General features: G+C 63.1%; 10 protein-coding genes and 5 pseudogenes. 9 read left to right on the forward strand and 6 right to left on the reverse strand.

What is annotated here, in order from left to right; genetic code table 11:
* Window positions 1–30 precede the first annotated feature (30 nt).
* A pseudogene (locus tag MB84_RS31795) lies at window positions 31–192 on the forward strand (IS6 family transposase); the annotation flags it as partial.
* Window positions 193–589: 397 nt separating this feature from the next.
* On the opposite strand, the gene MB84_RS25315 reads toward MB84_RS31795, so the two are convergent.
* Window positions 590–2,527 carry a hypothetical protein gene (locus MB84_RS25315; protein WP_052654398.1) on the reverse strand — a complete coding sequence of 646 codons (1,938 nt, stop codon included), beginning with the start codon at window positions 2,525–2,527 and terminating at the stop codon, window positions 590–592.
* 519 nt (window positions 2,528–3,046) lie between these two features.
* On the opposite strand from MB84_RS25315, the pseudogene MB84_RS30185 reads away from it, so the two are divergent.
* Window positions 3,047–3,160: pseudogene (locus MB84_RS30185) on the forward strand (IS30 family transposase); the annotation flags it as partial.
* Between the two features lie 40 nt (window positions 3,161–3,200).
* Window positions 3,201–3,467, forward strand: a pseudogene (locus MB84_RS31175) (integrase core domain-containing protein); the annotation flags it as partial.
* 176 nt (window positions 3,468–3,643) lie between these two features.
* On the opposite strand, the gene MB84_RS31180 reads toward MB84_RS31175, so the two are convergent.
* Window positions 3,644–4,315 (reverse strand): hypothetical protein, encoded by a 672-nt coding sequence (locus MB84_RS31180; protein WP_052654399.1) that lies wholly within the window; start codon window positions 4,313–4,315, stop codon window positions 3,644–3,646.
* A 264-nt stretch (window positions 4,316–4,579) separates the two neighbouring features.
* On the opposite strand from MB84_RS31180, the pseudogene MB84_RS31185 reads away from it, so the two are divergent.
* Together MB84_RS31185 and MB84_RS31190 are read left to right on the forward strand one after the other, a co-directional pair.
* Window positions 4,580–4,807: pseudogene (locus tag MB84_RS31185) on the forward strand (helix-turn-helix domain-containing protein); the annotation flags it as partial.
* Between the two features lie 39 nt (window positions 4,808–4,846).
* Window positions 4,847–5,032: a hypothetical protein gene (locus MB84_RS31190; protein ID WP_245725625.1), complete on the forward strand. Its 186-nt coding sequence runs from the start codon at window positions 4,847–4,849 to the stop codon at window positions 5,030–5,032.
* Between the two features lie 377 nt (window positions 5,033–5,409).
* Here the strand turns inward: MB84_RS31190 and MB84_RS30805 are convergent, their stop codons facing one another.
* On the reverse strand, window positions 5,410–5,697 hold the full coding sequence (locus MB84_RS30805) for a hypothetical protein (protein ID WP_211279401.1): 288 nt from the start codon (window positions 5,695–5,697) through the stop codon (window positions 5,410–5,412).
* A 772-nt stretch (window positions 5,698–6,469) separates the two neighbouring features.
* Between MB84_RS30805 and MB84_RS25340 the strand changes: the two genes are divergently transcribed.
* Together MB84_RS25340 and MB84_RS25345 are read left to right on the forward strand one after the other, a co-directional pair.
* Window positions 6,470–7,090, forward strand: a complete 621-nt coding sequence (locus MB84_RS25340) for a hypothetical protein (RefSeq protein ID WP_052654406.1) — start codon at window positions 6,470–6,472, stop codon at window positions 7,088–7,090.
* Window positions 7,091–7,101: 11 nt separating this feature from the next.
* Window positions 7,102–8,298, forward strand: coding sequence for a hypothetical protein (locus tag MB84_RS25345; protein ID WP_211279402.1), 1,197 nt, complete (start codon window positions 7,102–7,104; stop codon window positions 8,296–8,298).
* Here MB84_RS25345 and MB84_RS25350 read toward each other — a convergent pair.
* On the reverse strand, window positions 8,258–9,466 hold the full coding sequence (locus tag MB84_RS25350; protein ID WP_052654410.1) for an IS256 family transposase: 1,209 nt from the start codon (window positions 9,464–9,466) through the stop codon (window positions 8,258–8,260). The two genes, MB84_RS25345 and MB84_RS25350, sit on opposite strands and share 41 nt — an antisense overlap.
* A gap of 69 nt (window positions 9,467–9,535) precedes the next feature.
* Window positions 9,536–10,746 (reverse strand): IS3 family transposase gene (locus MB84_RS25355; protein ID WP_157122856.1). Its coding sequence is split into 2 segments (ribosomal slippage): window positions 9,536–10,431 and window positions 10,431–10,746, totalling 1,212 coding nucleotides; the frame shifts between segments, so codons are not numbered across the junction.
* A 498-nt stretch (window positions 10,747–11,244) separates the two neighbouring features.
* Here MB84_RS25355 and MB84_RS29325 point away from each other — a divergent pair.
* Window positions 11,245–11,421, forward strand: a pseudogene (locus MB84_RS29325) (transposase); the annotation flags it as partial.
* A gap of 769 nt (window positions 11,422–12,190) precedes the next feature.
* Here MB84_RS29325 and MB84_RS25370 read toward each other — a convergent pair.
* Entirely contained in the window at window positions 12,191–13,501 is a 1,311-nt protein-coding gene (locus MB84_RS25370) for an MFS transporter (protein ID WP_169835078.1), read from the reverse strand.
* A 1,223-nt stretch (window positions 13,502–14,724) separates the two neighbouring features.
* On the opposite strand from MB84_RS25370, the gene MB84_RS25375 reads away from it, so the two are divergent.
* A complete protein-coding gene (locus MB84_RS25375) occupies window positions 14,725–16,872 on the forward strand; it encodes a hypothetical protein (RefSeq protein WP_052654417.1) in 2,148 nt (715 codons plus the stop codon).
* Window positions 16,873–17,203 lie beyond the last annotated feature (331 nt).

The following is a 17,203-nucleotide window of genomic DNA, read 5'->3' on the forward strand; positions in this document are numbered from 1 at the left end:
TTGAAACGATGTCCGTGCATCACGCACGTTAAGTCGGCACGCCCATTGCAGCGCTTCGCCTCAGTCCATGGTCAGGTGTCGAACCTGTTCATGGCGTGCCGCTATCACCGCAACACCGAGCAAAAACGCGACGTGCGCACCCAAGCTTTCGCTGCTTGGGAAAGAGCTTTGTGTGCCCGCGCGGCGGCATAACGAGCGTCGTTTTGTGAGAGGGCGCCTCGGGCGGTCTCAACTAAACAACCTGACAATACCCCTCTTGCACCTCTGCGACGCTCGCTCCCCCGGGCTGCCAATGTCGTGTCGGGTATTGCCGGTGGGGGGCATCCCGCTCGGCATTGGGCAAACCTCTGAAAAGCGCGGCGTTGTCCCGTTGTGTCATCGCGAGGCCCGGCAACACGCCCACCCGCTTGGCCGTGCACCGTCGGTCGCCCGCCCCGGGCGGCGGGGACGGTACGCCCCACGACAGGCTGACTCGGACGGCATCACCGCGGGCATCGCGAGCGCGCTGACGCGAGAGAGCCCCGTCACGCCGGCGTCCCTCGCCCCGGGGACGCGCCGTCGGTCCGCCCGGGGCGGCCGGGGCGGCCCCTCAGGCCACGGAGACCCCGGGAGGGACCTTCGGGGGGGGCGCCAGGAAAACTTCGACGGCGAAAGGCAGATACGCTGAAAAGTCCTTCTCGGCCTCCAGACTGCGCGAATTCATTGCAAGTAGGCCGGGCTTCGTCTCGTCGGCGAACCCGGTGTGACCGCGCCCCACATGACAGCGGAGCACTTTCCCGACCCGGAGGCAATCGTCATCGCTCGGCCGGAAGTCTCTCAGGAGGGCCTTCCGAAGCGCCTTGCTCTCCGTATATTCGGCCGCGGCATGCCAATCAAAATCCTCGGGCGCATACCAGACGGGCTCGAGCCCGTTCTCCTCATCCTCTCCTGACTGCAAAAACCTTTCCCATGATAAGCCACCCCTTTGCGTTTGCCCCTTGGGGAGAAGACCCCAGTTACAACCCCGATTCGCGAGGAAATCCAGGTCGCACATTTTGATTAACGTCATGATCGCCTTTTTTTCGTCCAGCGTAAAGGTCGCCCCCCTCGGCTTGGTCAGTGCGATCCGCTTCTGCGCATTTATGTCGGCTTCGAACTTTTGCGGGTCATCGCGATAGTCCTCTGCCCGCAGATAACCGCCGGCCCACAAGATGTAATCCCCCAACAGGGTGGCGCCTTGATGCGTCGTGAGGATCTTGGTGGCGGGCGAGTAGTACGCGCGCTGGAACACCCGTTGTATGTGCTTTTGCCACTCCTCGAGCGGTATTTCACGGGACACATAGTCCCCATACTGGGCGTCTGGCTCGGCGTGTGGGTCCGTTTCCCGTCGACGCTCGAGCGTGACCTCGATGTCATCGTGGTTGCCCAACATATAGCGCGCCCCCTTGGCGCTCAATTCCCCTTGCAGCCAGTGTTGAAACCGGTCATTTACCCCAAATCGATCGAAACAGGCATCTCCGACAAACACCAGCTCGGTGTGGCCTTCGTGAAACGTCAGGTGCTCCTTCAGCTCGGTCAGGGCGTCGCGAATGACCGTGTTTTGCTGGAAGTCAATGAGGCCGTTGGAGTTCGCATTCTTCGCCGCCACGGCTTCGGCCTTTAACACAATGGCGATCAACTCACATCCCCGTTCGGTGGCCCGGGCCTTGCCGGACCATAGTGCGGCGATGACCCCGCGCACGTCACTGCCGTCGAGGTCAGCGACCATGATCATGGCCGGGTGCGTATCCGTCCCCTTCGCCCCGTGCACCCCCTGCACCCCCTGCGTCCCCACGGGCGTATCGACCATCTTGGAACGGGGATGAATCAACCCGCCGCCGTAAGCCCGCGTGGTCGGGTCCAAGTGCTCTTCGATTTTGGCCCGGGTCACGGCGCTGATCAGGCGCGTCGTCGCGTCGACAAAGGGCTTCAGTTCCTTTTTGAGATGGGCGTCGGCACGCTCAAGGTCGTGCATCAGCGCCCTGGCCTCCTCTGCGTGACGGTGCCCCCACGCCCGCCCGACGCACCCAGCCACCACCGCACTCACCGCGACGGCGCCCGCCACTACGCCCGGCACCACCGAAAACAGTGCCGCAGCGCCGGCCACGATCGCGGTCACCAGACCGAGTGCCCTTCCCAACTTTTCGAGCACCGTTACCACCACGCTCGGCTCCACTTTGCTTTTCTGCAGGGTGTCGCGCGTGGCGTCAATGGTGCGCACCGCGCCCAGCGCCAATTCGAAGGTCTTGCCCGCTGTTGCGCCCTCTTGCCGATAATGCTCGTGTAGCGCCGTGAGCGCCGCGTCACAGTCGCGCAGGCCCTGATCAATCACGTCGCGCTCCTTCGCCACGGGTAACACGCTCGGCAGTTGCTTGATGACCTCGGTTACCTCCGTCAAGGCCTGGCACACTTTCGAGTGGTCCTGCATCAGGTCCGAGGGCGACTCGGAGGAAGCGCTCTCGATGCTGCGTAAGGGCGTTTGCGCGAACGCAATGTCAAATGGCCGCATATCGGCGAAGTTCCTCAGGGTAAGGGGATGGCCAGCCTACGGTGCGGGTCCGCAATGTCGATGATATTGATGACGCGACCATAAGCGCGATGGCGTGATTATCGGCCCGGGGGGAGCAGGCCGACGTCGGGTGAACACCTGAAGTGCGGGCCGTGCAGGTGGACGCGTCAGGGCAATCGCACGAAGGATCAACCGGCCTGAGAAGCGCGCCGGCCAAGGAGTCTGGCAAGATAATCGTCGTAGGCGCAGGCTCGGATGCGGTGGTTTTTCAGGCCTGTCTCGTACGTGTTATCCCGGCGCAGGAGGTTCATGACGATGCGCCGTAGGATGGCGAAGTTCTGTGCGGCGTTGCTGACCCGCACGCGGCGTCGATCCTCGCCAAAGGCCTCATCCGGGCTCCAGTGCAGGCCATTCTCAATGCCCCGGTGGGCGCGCACGGCATGGGCGCGGCGCTGCGCGTCGGCCGGCTGTTGATTTTCACCAAAGGTTGACCCGCGTCACCCGTTGGTGAAAATCAACACAGACCTATCACGATGGGGCGCACGAGAGATCCAAGCCGTTGCACATACACTGAACACAAGGCCTCGGAAGGCGCTTGGGCGGAAAACGCCGGCAGAAGCGCTGCACGAATAGTTAACATCCGATCAGCAATCCAGGGTTGCGACGACCGGTTGAATCCGCCCAATATACGAGCGAACCCTTCCCGGCGCTGCTCAAGGAGCAAGGCATCACGTGCAGCATGAGCCGTGCCGGTGAGGTATGGGACAACTCCGCGATGGAGAGCTTCTCCAGTTCGTTGAAGACTGAGCGCACGGCTCGTAAAGTCTATCTGTCCCGAGAGCAGGCGCGTGCCGACGGGTTCGACCCTGTCGAGCGGCTCCACAACCCGACGCGCCGACATTCGACGCTCGGCTACGTCAGCCCGACAGCGTTCGAAAAAGCGCAAGAAGCTTGGGTCAGCGTCCACCGATTCGGCAGCAGCGCCCATCTCTCCCTTTTTCCCCATGGCAGCGGCCCGGGAAAGGTTCGCCGGGTGGTGGAGCGCACCCCTGCCGGGTCGCACGCATTCCGGCGTCTGCGCCCCGCGTCGAGCGTCGCGCGGACGTCCGTGAAGGCTTACTCAAGCCGGCCTGCCGCCTCATTTGCCGGCGCGGCCCCGGCGAGACGAGCCTTCGCTTCGCAATCAATGCTTAGACGGCGTTCCGCCAGACCAGAATTTGACGGTCCCCCGGCGACCCCACCCCCACGCGGGGGTTCCGCTCGCGGAGGCTGATGCCTCTCGCGCAGAGCAGCAACAACGTACTGCTGCGGTATGCCAAGAGATACCATGTCTTCGGGATCCAGGGCCGATGCCTTCACGTTCATTTCGATGTGCAGGCCCTTGTCGAGTCCGGCTTCGATGCGCAGGGCAACGGTCCCCTCACTCTCGTTGAACACCTGTGTAAAACTTGTGCGTCGGGTTTCGTCGGTAGCCATATTCATCAGCGCGAAGTAATTGTCCGCCATCGTGCGCTCGTCTTGTGCTCTCACCGCGGCACAATAGTACGCCTTGGCCTTTGCGACTTTGGTGTTGCAGAAACTGTCACGAATTGAGTCCCACGTCGTCTCGATCCAATGAGCCCAGGTTCTGGGGTTGGCCTTAGCGGCGTTCTGCAGGTCTTGAAGAGACACAGAGAACTTTTTGATTACGCCTTTTTTTGTGACGAACTGGAATACCAGCGGTGCGTCCCCTGCGATGCCGGTGGAATTGGCTGCGGATTTGACGTTTGTGCTTACGCCGATGTTCATGGTGTGTTCGCCTAACTATCAATAAAAATGGTGTTTTCCCGCGAAGCCGGCGAGTCGTGTCAATGTCGATGGCAGGCCGGCCGCTGCAGATAGTGTGCAGCCGAAGGGAGCACGGTGAGAATGCGTGTGACGCCATGTTGGGCTTCACCGAGGACGACCACGCTCGGGTAAACACCTGAAGTGCACGCCAAGACGGACAGGATTCGCGCCAATCCGAGGGCAGCTCGCTCGCGGGCTAACTCGAGGATACCGACGTTGGCACGGATGACTGCCGCTCTTGGGTCATGGGGGACTCCTTGCGGTCAGGGGCCGCAACGTCGCTGTCAATACGGCGAGGTGCAACGCTGCGACCGGGGAGAAAACCGACTACTGTCAGATTCGGTCCAGGCTATTACAGGTAGTGTCAGTCAAGCCTGTCGCGTGGCGGGCCGTTCACGCGACAATTTTTATCGATTTAAAGAATCGTACGAGACGGGCGGCGAAGCCGCCCTGCAGGCAATCTCTCGGCGGCGCCCACCGCCCAAGCATCGCGTGGATCCGCAGGTCGAAGCCGCGGTGGTCGCACCGGCCCTGGCGTTGCCCGCCTACGGCCCGATTCGCCTCGCCCATGAGGTGCTCAAGCGTCATGCGTTGCACGTCTCGCCTCAGGGCGTGCGCGGTATCCGGCGACGTCACGACAGGACCTCACGACAGGACCTCGCGACCTCGGGACCATGAACAAACGCCTGACGGCGGGGCAGGCCGACTCCGCGCAGCAAGGGCCGGTGCTCACCGAGACCCGACTCGCCTCACCTCGACTCACCTCGCGAGCGGGCCAAGCGTGAGAAAGCAACCCACGGCGCATGCGAGTCAGCGTGTCGCCGCGACCGCGGCCCTCGGGACACCTTCTGCGTCGGCACGCGCAAAGGGGAGGGCCGGGTCTGACGGCAGACGATCGTCGAGACTGACGCGCAGGTCGCACTCGCCAAGCGCTACGATCGCAGGCCGCCACGGCTGGCGGCCGATCGGCTCAACCACCGCGTTGCGCCCTTCTTCGGTAGCCACGGCATTCCGCTGATGCGCATCGTGACCGATCGCGGCACCGACTGTTGCGGTCACCCAGAGCACCACGCGTATGAGTGCCGGCCGCCGGCGAAAAACATCAGCCCCACCCGCACTCGTGTCCGGTCGCCCGGACCGACGGCATCGTCGAGCGGTCGCACAAGGCGAGGCTCAACGCGCTCGATCGCATCGCCTTTCGCAGGAAAATCTACCACGGCATCGCCGCACTGCATGCCGACCTCGACCACCGGTTTGACGCGTTTGACGAGTCCAACACGCGGCGAGAACATCCAGGTCGACGGTGCTATGGCAAGACGCCCGTGCAGACCGTTGCCTTCCAATCTCGCATGCGCCGGTCACCCGGCAAGCGGTGGAGACATCCCAATAACGTAGTCATACCTTTTCTGTCCATCTACTTCTGCGCTTGACGGGAATCGAGCCTGCCTGGGTGCTTCGCGGCCGGTACCTTCACTTCGTCGCGCGCAGCTCGCTCCACCGCCCGACGCGCATGCTGCGGAAGCTCCGCGAGCGGGTCGGAAATGCGTATCTGAGACGTTGGGGTAATCACGTCCACGCGGCACCGCGCCGGGTTGCGACGCACCCGCCCCCTCAATATCACGGCCGCGCCAAGTTTTCCGCAGCGTCACCGCTATGCGGGATTCGCGTCGAACCGGCCCATCGCATTGCGACCTGCTCGACGGCGACTGCTGCGGTAGCCTGCTCGTTACCGGTGAGCGTCTTTTTTGCCTCCTCCTCGCCAGGAAGAAACATGGGGATGCGGACAATCGTGGACGACCCGGAGGCGGTTCACTTACCCCTACGAAGAGCGCGTCCGCGCCGTCAAGCGTCGCATCAAGCCGGGAAAGCGAGTCGCGGCGTCCTCGGGGTGTGGTGGGGCGGTGCAGGAGCGAACCGGGGGAGGGGCGGTTGCTGGCGACGGCGAACACCTCAGGTGTACGCCTGAGTGCGCGCTAAGCGATGCGAACGACAATGACACCCCGTGGGGCCCTACCGTCGCTTCCTCCGCCCTGGAGCGCTTGAGGCAGCGGCGACCCCCTTTGTCACGAAACGAAGCGCGCGCTGACGCACTTCCCCCGATCAAGTGAGGGCAGGATGGGCGGTATTGAGGCCAAAAAGTCGTACGCCGCGAACACGGTGATCAGCCAGGTGCTGAGAAAAGAAGTCAACCTCCACCAAGTGAAGAATATTGACTTGATTTGCAAGCGCGTGGCGGAGCACTATCTGCGGCCGGGCAGCGATGGGAAGAGCAAGATCGTGTTGAGCGTTAACGGCAAGGCGATCGAGATGCCTTATGAGGTCGCGCCAGAGGAGGCGGATCCTCACGTGCTGCGCGCGCGCGGCCGCGAACTGCTGCAGCACTTGGTGAACGAAATCGGCGAAGCTTTCGCGGGTGCCAATGTGCCGTCCGAGGTGGCGTACCATCAGGCGGAAGACATCGCCAGCCAGCTCGGCCGGGAAGACTTTTTGGATACGGACCAAGCGCTGTGCGCCGCGCCCGAGGGGCAACGCGTGTATCAGCAAGGCATTAATGTCCTCATTCGTGACCGCACGGTGAGCTTTCACAAAACAACGACGTTTGCGGTGAATCCCGACGGTGCGCAGCAGGCGGCTGATCCGGGACCGATGTCACCGCCACGAAACAAACCAATCAGTGCCCCCCCCGGGCGTGTGGCGGGCAGGGCGGGGAGGCCGTTGCAGGCGTGTCCTTGGTGAGGGTGGTGGACGTGACGGTGACGTTCAAGGCCAAGCAGCCCGATGATTCGTGGATCGGTTCCGTCCTCGTCAAGTGGTTCGGCGCGAGTTGGATGATCGAGGCGTGGGTCGAGCACGTGGCAGTGCGGCAGCGCGGCCTGACCGACGCCGCGTTAAAGGACGAACTCCTCGCGCCCACGAACTCGAACTCGTGCTGGAGCTGGAACGCGATTGCGGACTACTTCGCGGAACTGGGCGCGATGCTGCGAGGCCAAGGCATCGTGTTCAACGAGCGCGCCTGCGCGCCCGGCGCGGCCGGGACACCGCCCTGCCGCGCGCCGCTGGAGGGCATGGAGGACTTTGCGACACTCGAGCAGGGCGCGTCGTTCGCCGTCGTGCGCGCACAACAAAGCCCCGGGGGCCGCAGCAACGGGGCGGCCGTCTATCGACGGCATGAGGCCAAGATGTCGGCCGACAACCGGGTGTTGCGCCAGGTCGTCGTGACGCGCGACGGCAAGCCGGTGGGGACCAGCCAGCAGGTGGGCGACGCGAAACGAGATAAGGCGGTGACTGCCCAAGGGCAAGAGACAGGGACGAATATCGGCAGCCGCGATTACCTCGTCTGTCGGCAGGCACGTGCGTTGAAATACCAGCGCCGGGTTCCCGCGTCGAGCTTTCTTTATGCCGATCAATTTATACGCCGCGAGACTCGTGTCTCCTTGGACAGTGTGTTCGAGCAGCTTCGCAAGGACATACGGCGTACGTTGCTCAGCGATCGCAATTACCTCAAGCTGGACGGGCGCAGTCCGGTGGACGTTGGGTTCTTTGAGGCCGACGAGGCGTTGTCGGCCTGGGTGTCCCGTGAACGCCGGGTCGGACTCAAGGATCGATACGCCATATCGGAGGTGCCGGGCGAGCTCACGCGCCGGCTCGCGGCGCTTAACGTGCCGATTTCGACGTCAACATCGCAGGGACAGAGCACCATGACACCTGGTGAAATCTTAGAGGCGTTAAGAGAGAAGGCGCACCAGGCGTTAATTGAAAAATTCACCCAGACATTTACCGACGTTGACATGCTGCGGCACATGTTCAACGCGCTCACGCAGCATTTCGATTTGGCGACGATGGCGGTGGTGACGGCTGAGGGTGGGGGTGTCAGAAATTCCGTGTTCAAGGCGGGGTTGAGGTTTACACGGATGGCCGGACGAAACGATCCTCGTAAAGGATAGCGAATTGGTTCATAGCTGTCTTCCAATCTTGAGCGGCGCGGCCCCAATCTGCGGTGATGTTACGCAGCGCCAGCCAGATCAGCTTTGTTGCCGCATCATCGGTTGGGAAATGGCCTCGGGTCTTGATGATCTTGCGAAGCTGCGAGTTGATGTTCTCAATAGCGTTCGTTGTGTAGATCACCCGGCGCACAGCGGGCGGGAACGCGAAGAACGGAATGACACGATCCCAGGCATTGCGCCACGCGGCACTGACCGGCGGGAATTTCTGGCCCCACGGCCCTTGGGAAAATGCGTCCAATTCGGCCAGAGCCGCCTCGGCGCTTGGTGCCGTATAGATCGGCTTGATTGCGGCGGCCAGCCCCTTACGATCCTTCCAGCTCGCGTAATCCAAACTGTTGCGGATCAGGTGGACGATGCACGTTTGCAACGTCGTCGCTGGAAACACCGCGGCTAACGCCTCGGGCATGCCTTTGAGGCCGTCAGTCACAGCAATCAGGATGTCGCCCACGCCGCGCGTTTTCAGATCGTTGAACACTTTCATCCAGAACTTGGCCCCCTCGGTGTTCTCGATCCACAGGCCCAGGATGTCGCGCGTGCCGTCGGGCAGAATGCCCAGCGCGAGATAAATGGCCTTGTTACGCACGACGGCATCCTCGCGGATCTTCACGCGCAGCGCGTCGAAGAACACGACCGGATACATCGGCTCAAGTGGCCGAGCCTGCCACGCCGTGACTTCAGCCATCACTTCGTCAGTGACTGAGCTGATGAACTCGGGCGAGACCTCGGTGCCGTACTGCTCCAGAACAAAGCCCTGAATCTCGCGCACGGTCATACCCCGGGCGTACATGGCGACTATCTTGTCGTCGAAGCCTGTAAAGCGTCGTTCGTGTTTGGGGATCAACAGTGGTTCGAAGCTGCCATCACGGTCGCGGGGCACCCCGATGCGAATCGGGCCGCCTTCAGTCAGAACCGTCTTGGCGCCTTTGCCATTGCGCTGATTGGTCACGCTGGCCGGTTTGGCCGCGCCAGGCGCGTAGCCGAGATGGTGATTGAGCTCGCCCCCCAGCGCGCGTTCTATGAGCGCCTTCTTGAGCGCAAGCGTCGCGGCGTGGATGGCTTCGGCCGTCATCGGGCCGTTACCGAATTGTTCAAGCAATTCAGCGGGAATTGCCGGTAGCTCTACCGGCGGGGTCTTCGGTTTGCGAGTGGAGTTGACCCTGTAAAACCGGACACACCATCACACTAAGGTTGCTGAATCCATCGAGCGCCGGAACTCGCGAGGCGAGCGGTATTTCAGCGCGCTATGGGGGTGCTTCTCGTTGTAATGCTCAAATGCAATGGCCAGATTGTGAGCAGCGGTTGCAGCATCCGGCTTCGGCATGAAGGCGACGTAGTCGCGCTTCATCGTTTTCACGAAGCTCTCGGCCATGCCGTTACTTTGCGGACTGCACACGGGCGTGGTCAATGGCTTTAGTCCGATGTTCATCGCAAACCGGCGCGTATCGTCAGCCGTATAGCCCGAACCATTGTCGCTCAGCCACTCGATTTCGGACGGCGTATGCACCTCGTTGCCGAACCGATTTTCCACTGCGGCCAGCATCACGTCGCGCACAATGTCGCCGCTGTGGCCTGCTGTCGTCGCCGCCCAGCTCATCGCTTCTCGGTCGCAGCAATCCAGCGCAAACGTCACACGCAGCGGCTCGCCGTTGTCGCAGCGGAACTCGAAGCCGTCCGAGCACCATCGCTGATTGCTGCGCGCGACGGCCACTTTGCCATCATGTCGACGGTGGGCTCGCGGCGCAATCGGTCGGCGCTGCGTCAGCAGCCCATGCGTTCGCATGATGCGATAAATGCGCTTGGCATTGAACGGCGCCAGTCCAACTGCAACGCGCTCGTTGCGCAACGTGCCCCAAACCCGCCGGTAGCCATAGCTGGGCAAATCGCCGACGACACGGCGGATTTCCTCGACTACAGTTTCGTCGTCGGTCGGCCTTGATTGCCGGCCATCGCGCCACGTCGCCGGACGCGACAGTCGTGCCGATACGTTCGAGCGCGACACGCCGAGAACTTCACAGACCAGTTTCACTGGCCGTCCTCCGGCAGCAAGGGCGAGTGCGCTATCCATTTTTTTGCTCGGCTGTATTCAACTGCTTCCCGGAGAATCTCGTTCTCCATTGTTTTTTTGCCGAGCATCCGTTGCAGCTCGCGAATCTGCTTGAGCGCATCAGCCAACTCCGATGCCGGAACCACTTCTTCGCCAGCCTTGACCGCTGACAGGCTACCGTCCTGGTACAGCTTGCGCCAGTGGAATAGCTGGTTCGGGTTCACGCCGTAATGGCGCGCGACCATTGAAACCGATTTTCCCGGTTCGAAACTCTCGCGAACCATCGACAGTTTCTGCTCCGCCGTCCAGCGACGCCGGCGCTCTGGGCCCGTCAACACTTCCATCACTTCCTGCTTGGTGTTAGTCAAAAACACAGTCTTATGCCTACCCGTTATTGTAAGTGGGTCGCTGTGTCCGGTGTTTCATGGGGCCGCTCCAGCGAGGCATAGTCACTCCTTGGCGACATGTTATGCCTCAAACACGAAATTAATGACAGGCCCCTGAGGGTTGCCCCAACCTGCTGAGTCAGGCAGCCTTCCGAAGAACGCTTCACATCCAATCCGCCCCTTCGGACAAGGCGCCGCGCAACGCGACCATCGAATACGGCACGAGAAGGGCGTTGGTACCAGGGAAAAGCAATGCGGGGCACATGCTATGGGGTGAGACCGTGCTTCAACCGGGAGAACTCAAACTCGCCGAAGTCAGTACCGCGTCGTCCTGGAGTGTGACGCCCGCGGGGTTCGAAATGAAAGAAGCGAGTTTCGCGGTGTGGGTGGAGTACAGTGATCCAATCCCTCTGAACACTCATTTAGGCGAGAATGCTCGCCGTGAAGAGGTGTCTGATGACGAAACAACGTCGATCGTTTTGCCTTGAGTTCAAACGCAACGCTGCGGCACCGGACCTTGATCAGAGCTACCGCCACGTGGATGCATGCCGTTCTGTCGGCGTTGCCGAGTCCGTATTGCGCCGATGGGTGGGTCGGCTCCAGCTTGAGCGCCGGGGTGTTATCCCTCAGAGCTAGGCCCTCACGCCAGAGCAGCAGCGTATCGAGGAGCTTGAGGCGCGCACAGCGTATGGCGCGGCTCTCGCGCTTTTCACGTTTGCCTGTGCACTGCGTTAGGTTCGCCGCGCCGCCGGCGCTGAACGGTGCGCGCGCGGCGCCCCCATCGGGCACGCGTGTGCTTGGCAAGCCCCGGCCAGGGCCGTCATGTCGATCAGACCGAACAATGTTTTGCGCTCTTGCGCGGCCGTCATTCGAGCGCGCCCTCGAACAGCGCGCGGTATTTTTTTGCGGCACCCGTCGCGCCGCCGCTTCAGCCGGCGCCTTCTCCTTGCGTTGAAATCGCGCTGCAGCTCGGCATTGGACTGCTTCAGATCCCGCGCCGCTTGCGCGCTCGCGCTCCCTGGCGGCGGCCTCGCCGGCGCAAAATCCACGTGCCACTGCGTCAATGACGCGCAAACACGCGCCGCTCCGGACACCGGCCCTTCGATGCTTTGTCGACCCGCCCGTGGCGCTCCTGCAAGGCCATCAGCCGTTCCTGCCGCGTCCGGTCTTCCAATCGTCTTGGGGGCACCGCGTCCGAGCGCTCGGTTCGTGGCGGCGGCACGTCTCCTCCCTTCACGTGGTGTCAGCACGGGGGCGTCCGATTCGTCCGCCACCGCGCCAACCGTGCCAACCGTGTCGCTTCCGCGCTGCAAGGCCTTCGACAGCGCCTTCCCCTTGAACGCAATAGAACAGGTTCGTCTCGCTTCGAACCCGCACCTGCGGCGCTCGTTAATAAGCATGTTCAGACAGGACCGCTATTCTGACACCGGGGGGGGGGCATCACTCTGATCGACGCCGACCAAAAGAAGAAGCCGCCCAAAGCGGCAAAAAGCGGCACGAGCGCGCCACTGCGCCATGATCCGGTCGCGACGACAAGCTTTGCCATGATGACCGGCACCAGGGTGCTGGCCATATTCCCCAGGAAAGTGACATATCCCGTTATGATGCCGACAGATTTGCCGTGCGCTTGGATATGTGGCCAGATCGTGACTTGACAGAGCCCCACGAAGACCATCGCCAGGCACATTAGCATGATGCCCGCTACGACGCCTGGACAGAGCATCCCTGCCGCGAGCAAGAGGCCTGAGGCCAACGCGGCCAGTCCGCTCATGTTCTTGTGCCAACATCGTCCCCTGCCACCGGGCACCGTCGATGTGCGCAAGACAAATCCCCACCCCAGAACCGAGCCATACAGCGCCAACCAAGGACCTGACAATACGAAGGGCAGCGTGGTGTTCTCAACATGGCGAAATTTGATCAGGTAATCGACAAAGCTGATGTGAAAAAACGCCTGAATCGACAGCACGCAAAAGTAATACAGGGCGATACACGTGACGGCGCGGTCTTTCAGCACACGCCATATCGACGGAACGGCACCCCCGTTTTCCCTCCGGGCGGTTCGGGCGCGCGGCTCATCCCGGTAGAAGGCAAGTACCGCCAGCGCGAGGACCAGGCCCACGACGCCGTAAAGATAGAAACAATTTTGCCAACCCCATTTGGCCATCAGCGTCATGGTGACGGGTCCGCTGAGTGCCGTCCCCAGATAGAGGCTGCCAAGCAGCAGAGCGCTGCCCAGGCGCCTGCGGCGCTCAGGGAATGACTGGCTCACCGCTATCACGCTGGCAGACCAGTCCGGCGATTGGCCGACGCCCATGACAGTGCGCGCGAATACCATGCCGATGACGGTGGTTTGCAGGGGCGTCAGCAGCGTCCCCATCGACCAGGCCAAGCAGGCCACACCGAGGGTCAGTCGCGGCCCCATTCGGCCCGACAGCCAGCCCGCCGGAATCTGGAGAAGAGCGTAAAACCACGTAGAAGCAACGACGATCGCCGACACGGTGACGAAATCGATGGCGAGCAATTTTTGTATTTCGGAATAGGCGATGCTCATCGCATTGCGGTCGATTCCGAGCAGGAAATTGACCGGCAGGAGCAGCAGGAGAAATCTCAAGATTGCGCGAGGCTCGTTGGTCATTTTCAACGCCCCTCCCCGGGCAGTGGAAAAATAAAGATCGATCGCACCAGGTCTTATCAACATCAGATTACGCGGCACGCGGCCTGCCTTTGCTCGCAAAACGCGTCCAACCGCCCGGGCCATTTGCGGCCAAAGCCGCGTGACGTACCGCCCGTGCGCGATGAGCCGGTCGTGTTCGCAGCGCGCGAATACCCCGATAATAGGACGCCCGATGTCAATCCGGGTCGACTCTCACGATTAACTCCGGGTTGCGAGCCAATGCGTTGAGGGCGGCGCAGCCGTAAAACTCGACGGGGGATCGCGCGGACAGTCGCCGGTTGAGCCGCATTACCGAGGTCCGTCTCAAGAGACGGGCGCCTTCTTGCTACGCATGTCACCGCGTTGTCGTTGTCTTTGCCATCGCCATCGCCATCGCCGGACGCGGTCGCGGGCTGCGGGAGGGCACCTCGAAAAACACTCCGAGGCCGGCATGGTTGCGGTAAGGCGAAAGCGATGAGCAAGTGGCGAGGATCCGGATCGTCCGGTTCGCAGCGCAGGCACGAGCGCGCCGGCTCGGCCCGAGAGCTGACGCGCCAAACAAGCCGAGCGAACACGCGGACGCTGACGCACGCGCGGCGCGGATCGGCGCGGCGGCGCACCGGGCAACGTGCGAGCGCGGGGGCCGTGTCACCTTGCCGCGTGATCGCGTACAGCTCCGCATGCCGCACGCCGCATGCCGCTTGGTGCATCGCATCGCATCGCATCGCCGCGTCATCGGACGGCGTGAGATACCTGATGGGCGCTCAGCGCTCAGCGCTCGAGCTCGATTCAGCGGACGTGCGCTCATTTTTCCGCGGCTCCGTCGCGGCTTCGAGTCCCTATCGCTTGCCGAGGCCGCAACGCGCTCGTACGGGACACGTCCATAGGCCCGACAATTTCTTCCCGGATTCTGCCGTGCCGGCGCACGTTGGAGGTCTGCCGGCGCTTGTCCGCGCGCGTCACGAGAAAGCGATTCCACGCCTCGCTTTGCCCTCCGGGAAGAGCCGTTCCAGCGCCGTTTCTTGGCTTCTGATCACGCATATTTTGAGCGCGGCGCCCGGGGCGCGCCAGGTCAAACGACTTGGCCGCTGCGCCACGCCCTCGCGGGCCGCGGGCACACGACGAGAGTCATCGGGCGGGACGAGCCGCCTTCCCCTCGCCGGGCGGAGGCCCCGCACCGGGTGAGCTCCCGCGGCGGCCGAACCCGGGCTGTCGGCGGCGGCGCACACTTCAGGTGTTCACCCGATGGCGGCGTTGCGCAAGCCGCCGACAATGACGGCAAAATGTCTGCCGCGATCGAGACGACGGCGCCCCATCCGCTGCGACTTTATCGTCGACGACACCGTCGAAAAATATACCTGCCGTGCTGCCTCGCGCGGGGACGCGTGATCGCAGGACGCGCGCGCCGGCGCGCGAGACTGCGCAAGGAGAGCGTCAAGATGTGCAGCATGAGTGTGACCAAGGCGTTGTGCGGCCGGCACGCGGCGTTCGTCGGCACGCTGGAGCAACGATTCGAGCTCGCGCCGGAGCCCTTCGATGACGCGTGCACGCGTGTGGCGCACCTCTATTTGCGGCCGCGCGAGGATGCACCGCCCGCCTGTCCTGACGGGCCGAGCGTCATGCTGACGGTCGATGGGCAGCCGCTCGATGCGCCGAACGGCCAGATGCAGGGCTGCGGACCACGCATAGAAGGTCGCGCGCTCGTGCGGGCGCTGGCCAAGCGTATCGAGGACCAGTTCGTGAGTGCCGGCGTGCCGCAGCTGATCGCCTCCTTACAGGCCGAAGTCATCGCCAGCCAACTCGGGCGCGACGCTTTCTTGAAAGCGGGCAGCACGCTGCACGAGGCGCGGGCGAATCCATGCGTGTTTCAACAAGCCGTCGACGTGCGTATCGACGGCGACAAAGTCACCTTCCACAAGACGACGACGTACGTGGCACCGGAGGCCAAGAGTGAGAAAGATCCGGTCTTGGTGAGGGTGGTGGATGTGGCGTTGACGTTTTCGGCCAAGCGCGGCGATTTATGGTTATGGCACCTCGCCGCCAGGTGCTTCGGGGCGGATCAGAATTGGGTGATCGAGGCGAGGGTCGACCACGCCGAGGTGCGTGAGCGCAACGAGGCCAATACGCCTGGTGCGCTTGCTGCGCTCAAGGACGCCCACGGGGTGCCGGCCCCCCCCGATTTGTTCGCGTCCCTCGTCCAGTGGCTCAAGGTCGCGCTGGGGGCGCAAGGCATTGTGTTCGACGAGCGCCACCCCGGAGAGGGCACGCCCGGGCGAGCGCCCGTGCGCCCGGCGCTCGTCAGCCTGGCGACCTTCGAGCAAGCGGCAACTTGCGTCGCCGCGCGGCAGAGCTGGAAGCGGTGGGCCAATGGCATGGCCAAATATCGACTGAGTGGCACCACGGTGTTTGCCAACAATGTGCAAGTGCTTGGCTCTCAGCGGTTGGACCCATGGGATTCGGAGGCGGAGAACGCGGTGCTGGCGTTCGCGCAGCGCGGGTGCGAGCTCGGCAAGCGCCATTACGAGCAGTTCCAGACGGCGCACAAGGTGGCATGGCAGTGTCAGATTCCCCCGGAGAGCCTGTGTTACGGCGAAATATTTATACGCGGCAAGCAGGCCGAGCTCGATGACACCGCGTTGCGCGCTCAGGCGAAGCTTGACCTGCGCCGGGAACTCCGTGCGGCCCCCTCCCACATCACGATAGACCTGCCCGACCGATTGGCCGAGACGCCGACCGCCGTGGCCTTCACACGGGTCAAAAAGGCCTACCAGGCACTGCACGAATGGGCGAGCGCTAACCGGGCGGCGCTGGGGACGCTGCAACTGCCGTCGCAAATTCGGCAGTTGCTCGAAAAGGTTGACCTGCAGCGCCCGGGCGTCAACCTCGACGCGTTCGCCACGCAAGCCTTCACCGCGCAAGACTTGGCGACTGTCGCGCACGCATTGTCAGAGACCATGGCCGATACGGTGATCGCTTGGATTGTCGCCACCTTTACCGACGATGTCATGCGGCGGCGCATGCTCGATGCGGTCACGCAATCGGGGCACGGCGGCACGTTCTCGGTCATCCAAGGTCATGGTGCCATCACCTTCGAGCGCCTCGGCGGCGGTCGAAAAACCCATATCAAGTGCGACCTGCCGGCGTCCGAAAAGGCGCCGCCCGATGTCACGCTCGAGCACTGCTGGGATTTCAAATTTGATCCCGAGGGCGCCCACGGGATTAGCTGGGGGGGCGCCGAGGGCAGCTTACCCGCCGAGATTGCAAGCGCCAACTTGACCGTCTTTTCGGTATGGCGCCTGACGCCCGCGGGCATGGAACTGCAGGAAGCGAATTACGCCGCGCAGGTCGTCGGCGTCCGGCCCGAGGACCGGCACGCCGAACCCCTCGACGGGTCAGTTCTTGGTGCATCGCCGCAGCCAATGCCTACGTGAACGCCGCCCGCGTCTACACGCGCGCGGTCATGCGGATGACCCGCATATGGCCCGCGGCGCTATCGGCGCCACGATGCGATGCCGCGTCGCGGCGGGCCGCGCGGTTGCCAGTGCCCGCGCGGCAGGCCCCACGTACATCGCGTCAGACGCCCTCGCATGGGCATTTAGGGGGCCAACGCGGCATGCCGCCCGGCACAGGGCGCAGCGGGCGTGGGATTCCCGCCAACGTTCAGGGGCACGGCATGACGGCTGCTGATCGTCGCTGAGATCGGGACGCGCCGTATCGCCTATATTGTGTCCGTGGCAGCGTAGTGTCTGCCTCTGCTGCGCG

Origin of the sequence: Pandoraea oxalativorans (genome assembly GCF_000972785.3) — a bacterium.
GTDB lineage: Bacteria > Pseudomonadota > Gammaproteobacteria > Burkholderiales > Burkholderiaceae > Pandoraea > Pandoraea oxalativorans.

Bases quoted from the DNA above. Each gene is read 5' to 3' on its own strand.
- MB84_RS31180 (WP_052654399.1), bottom strand. From the start codon at position 4,315: ATGAACATCGGCGTAAGCACAAACGTCAAATCCGCAGCCAATTCCACC.
- MB84_RS25340 (WP_052654406.1), top strand. From the start codon at position 6,470: ATGGGCGGTATTGAGGCCAAAAAGTCGTACGCCGCGAACACGGTGATC.
- MB84_RS25315 (WP_052654398.1), bottom strand. From the start codon at position 2,527: ATGCGGCCATTTGACATTGCGTTCGCGCAAACGCCCTTACGCAGCATC.
- MB84_RS25375 (WP_052654417.1), top strand. From the start codon at position 14,725: ATGTCTGCCGCGATCGAGACGACGGCGCCCCATCCGCTGCGACTTTAT.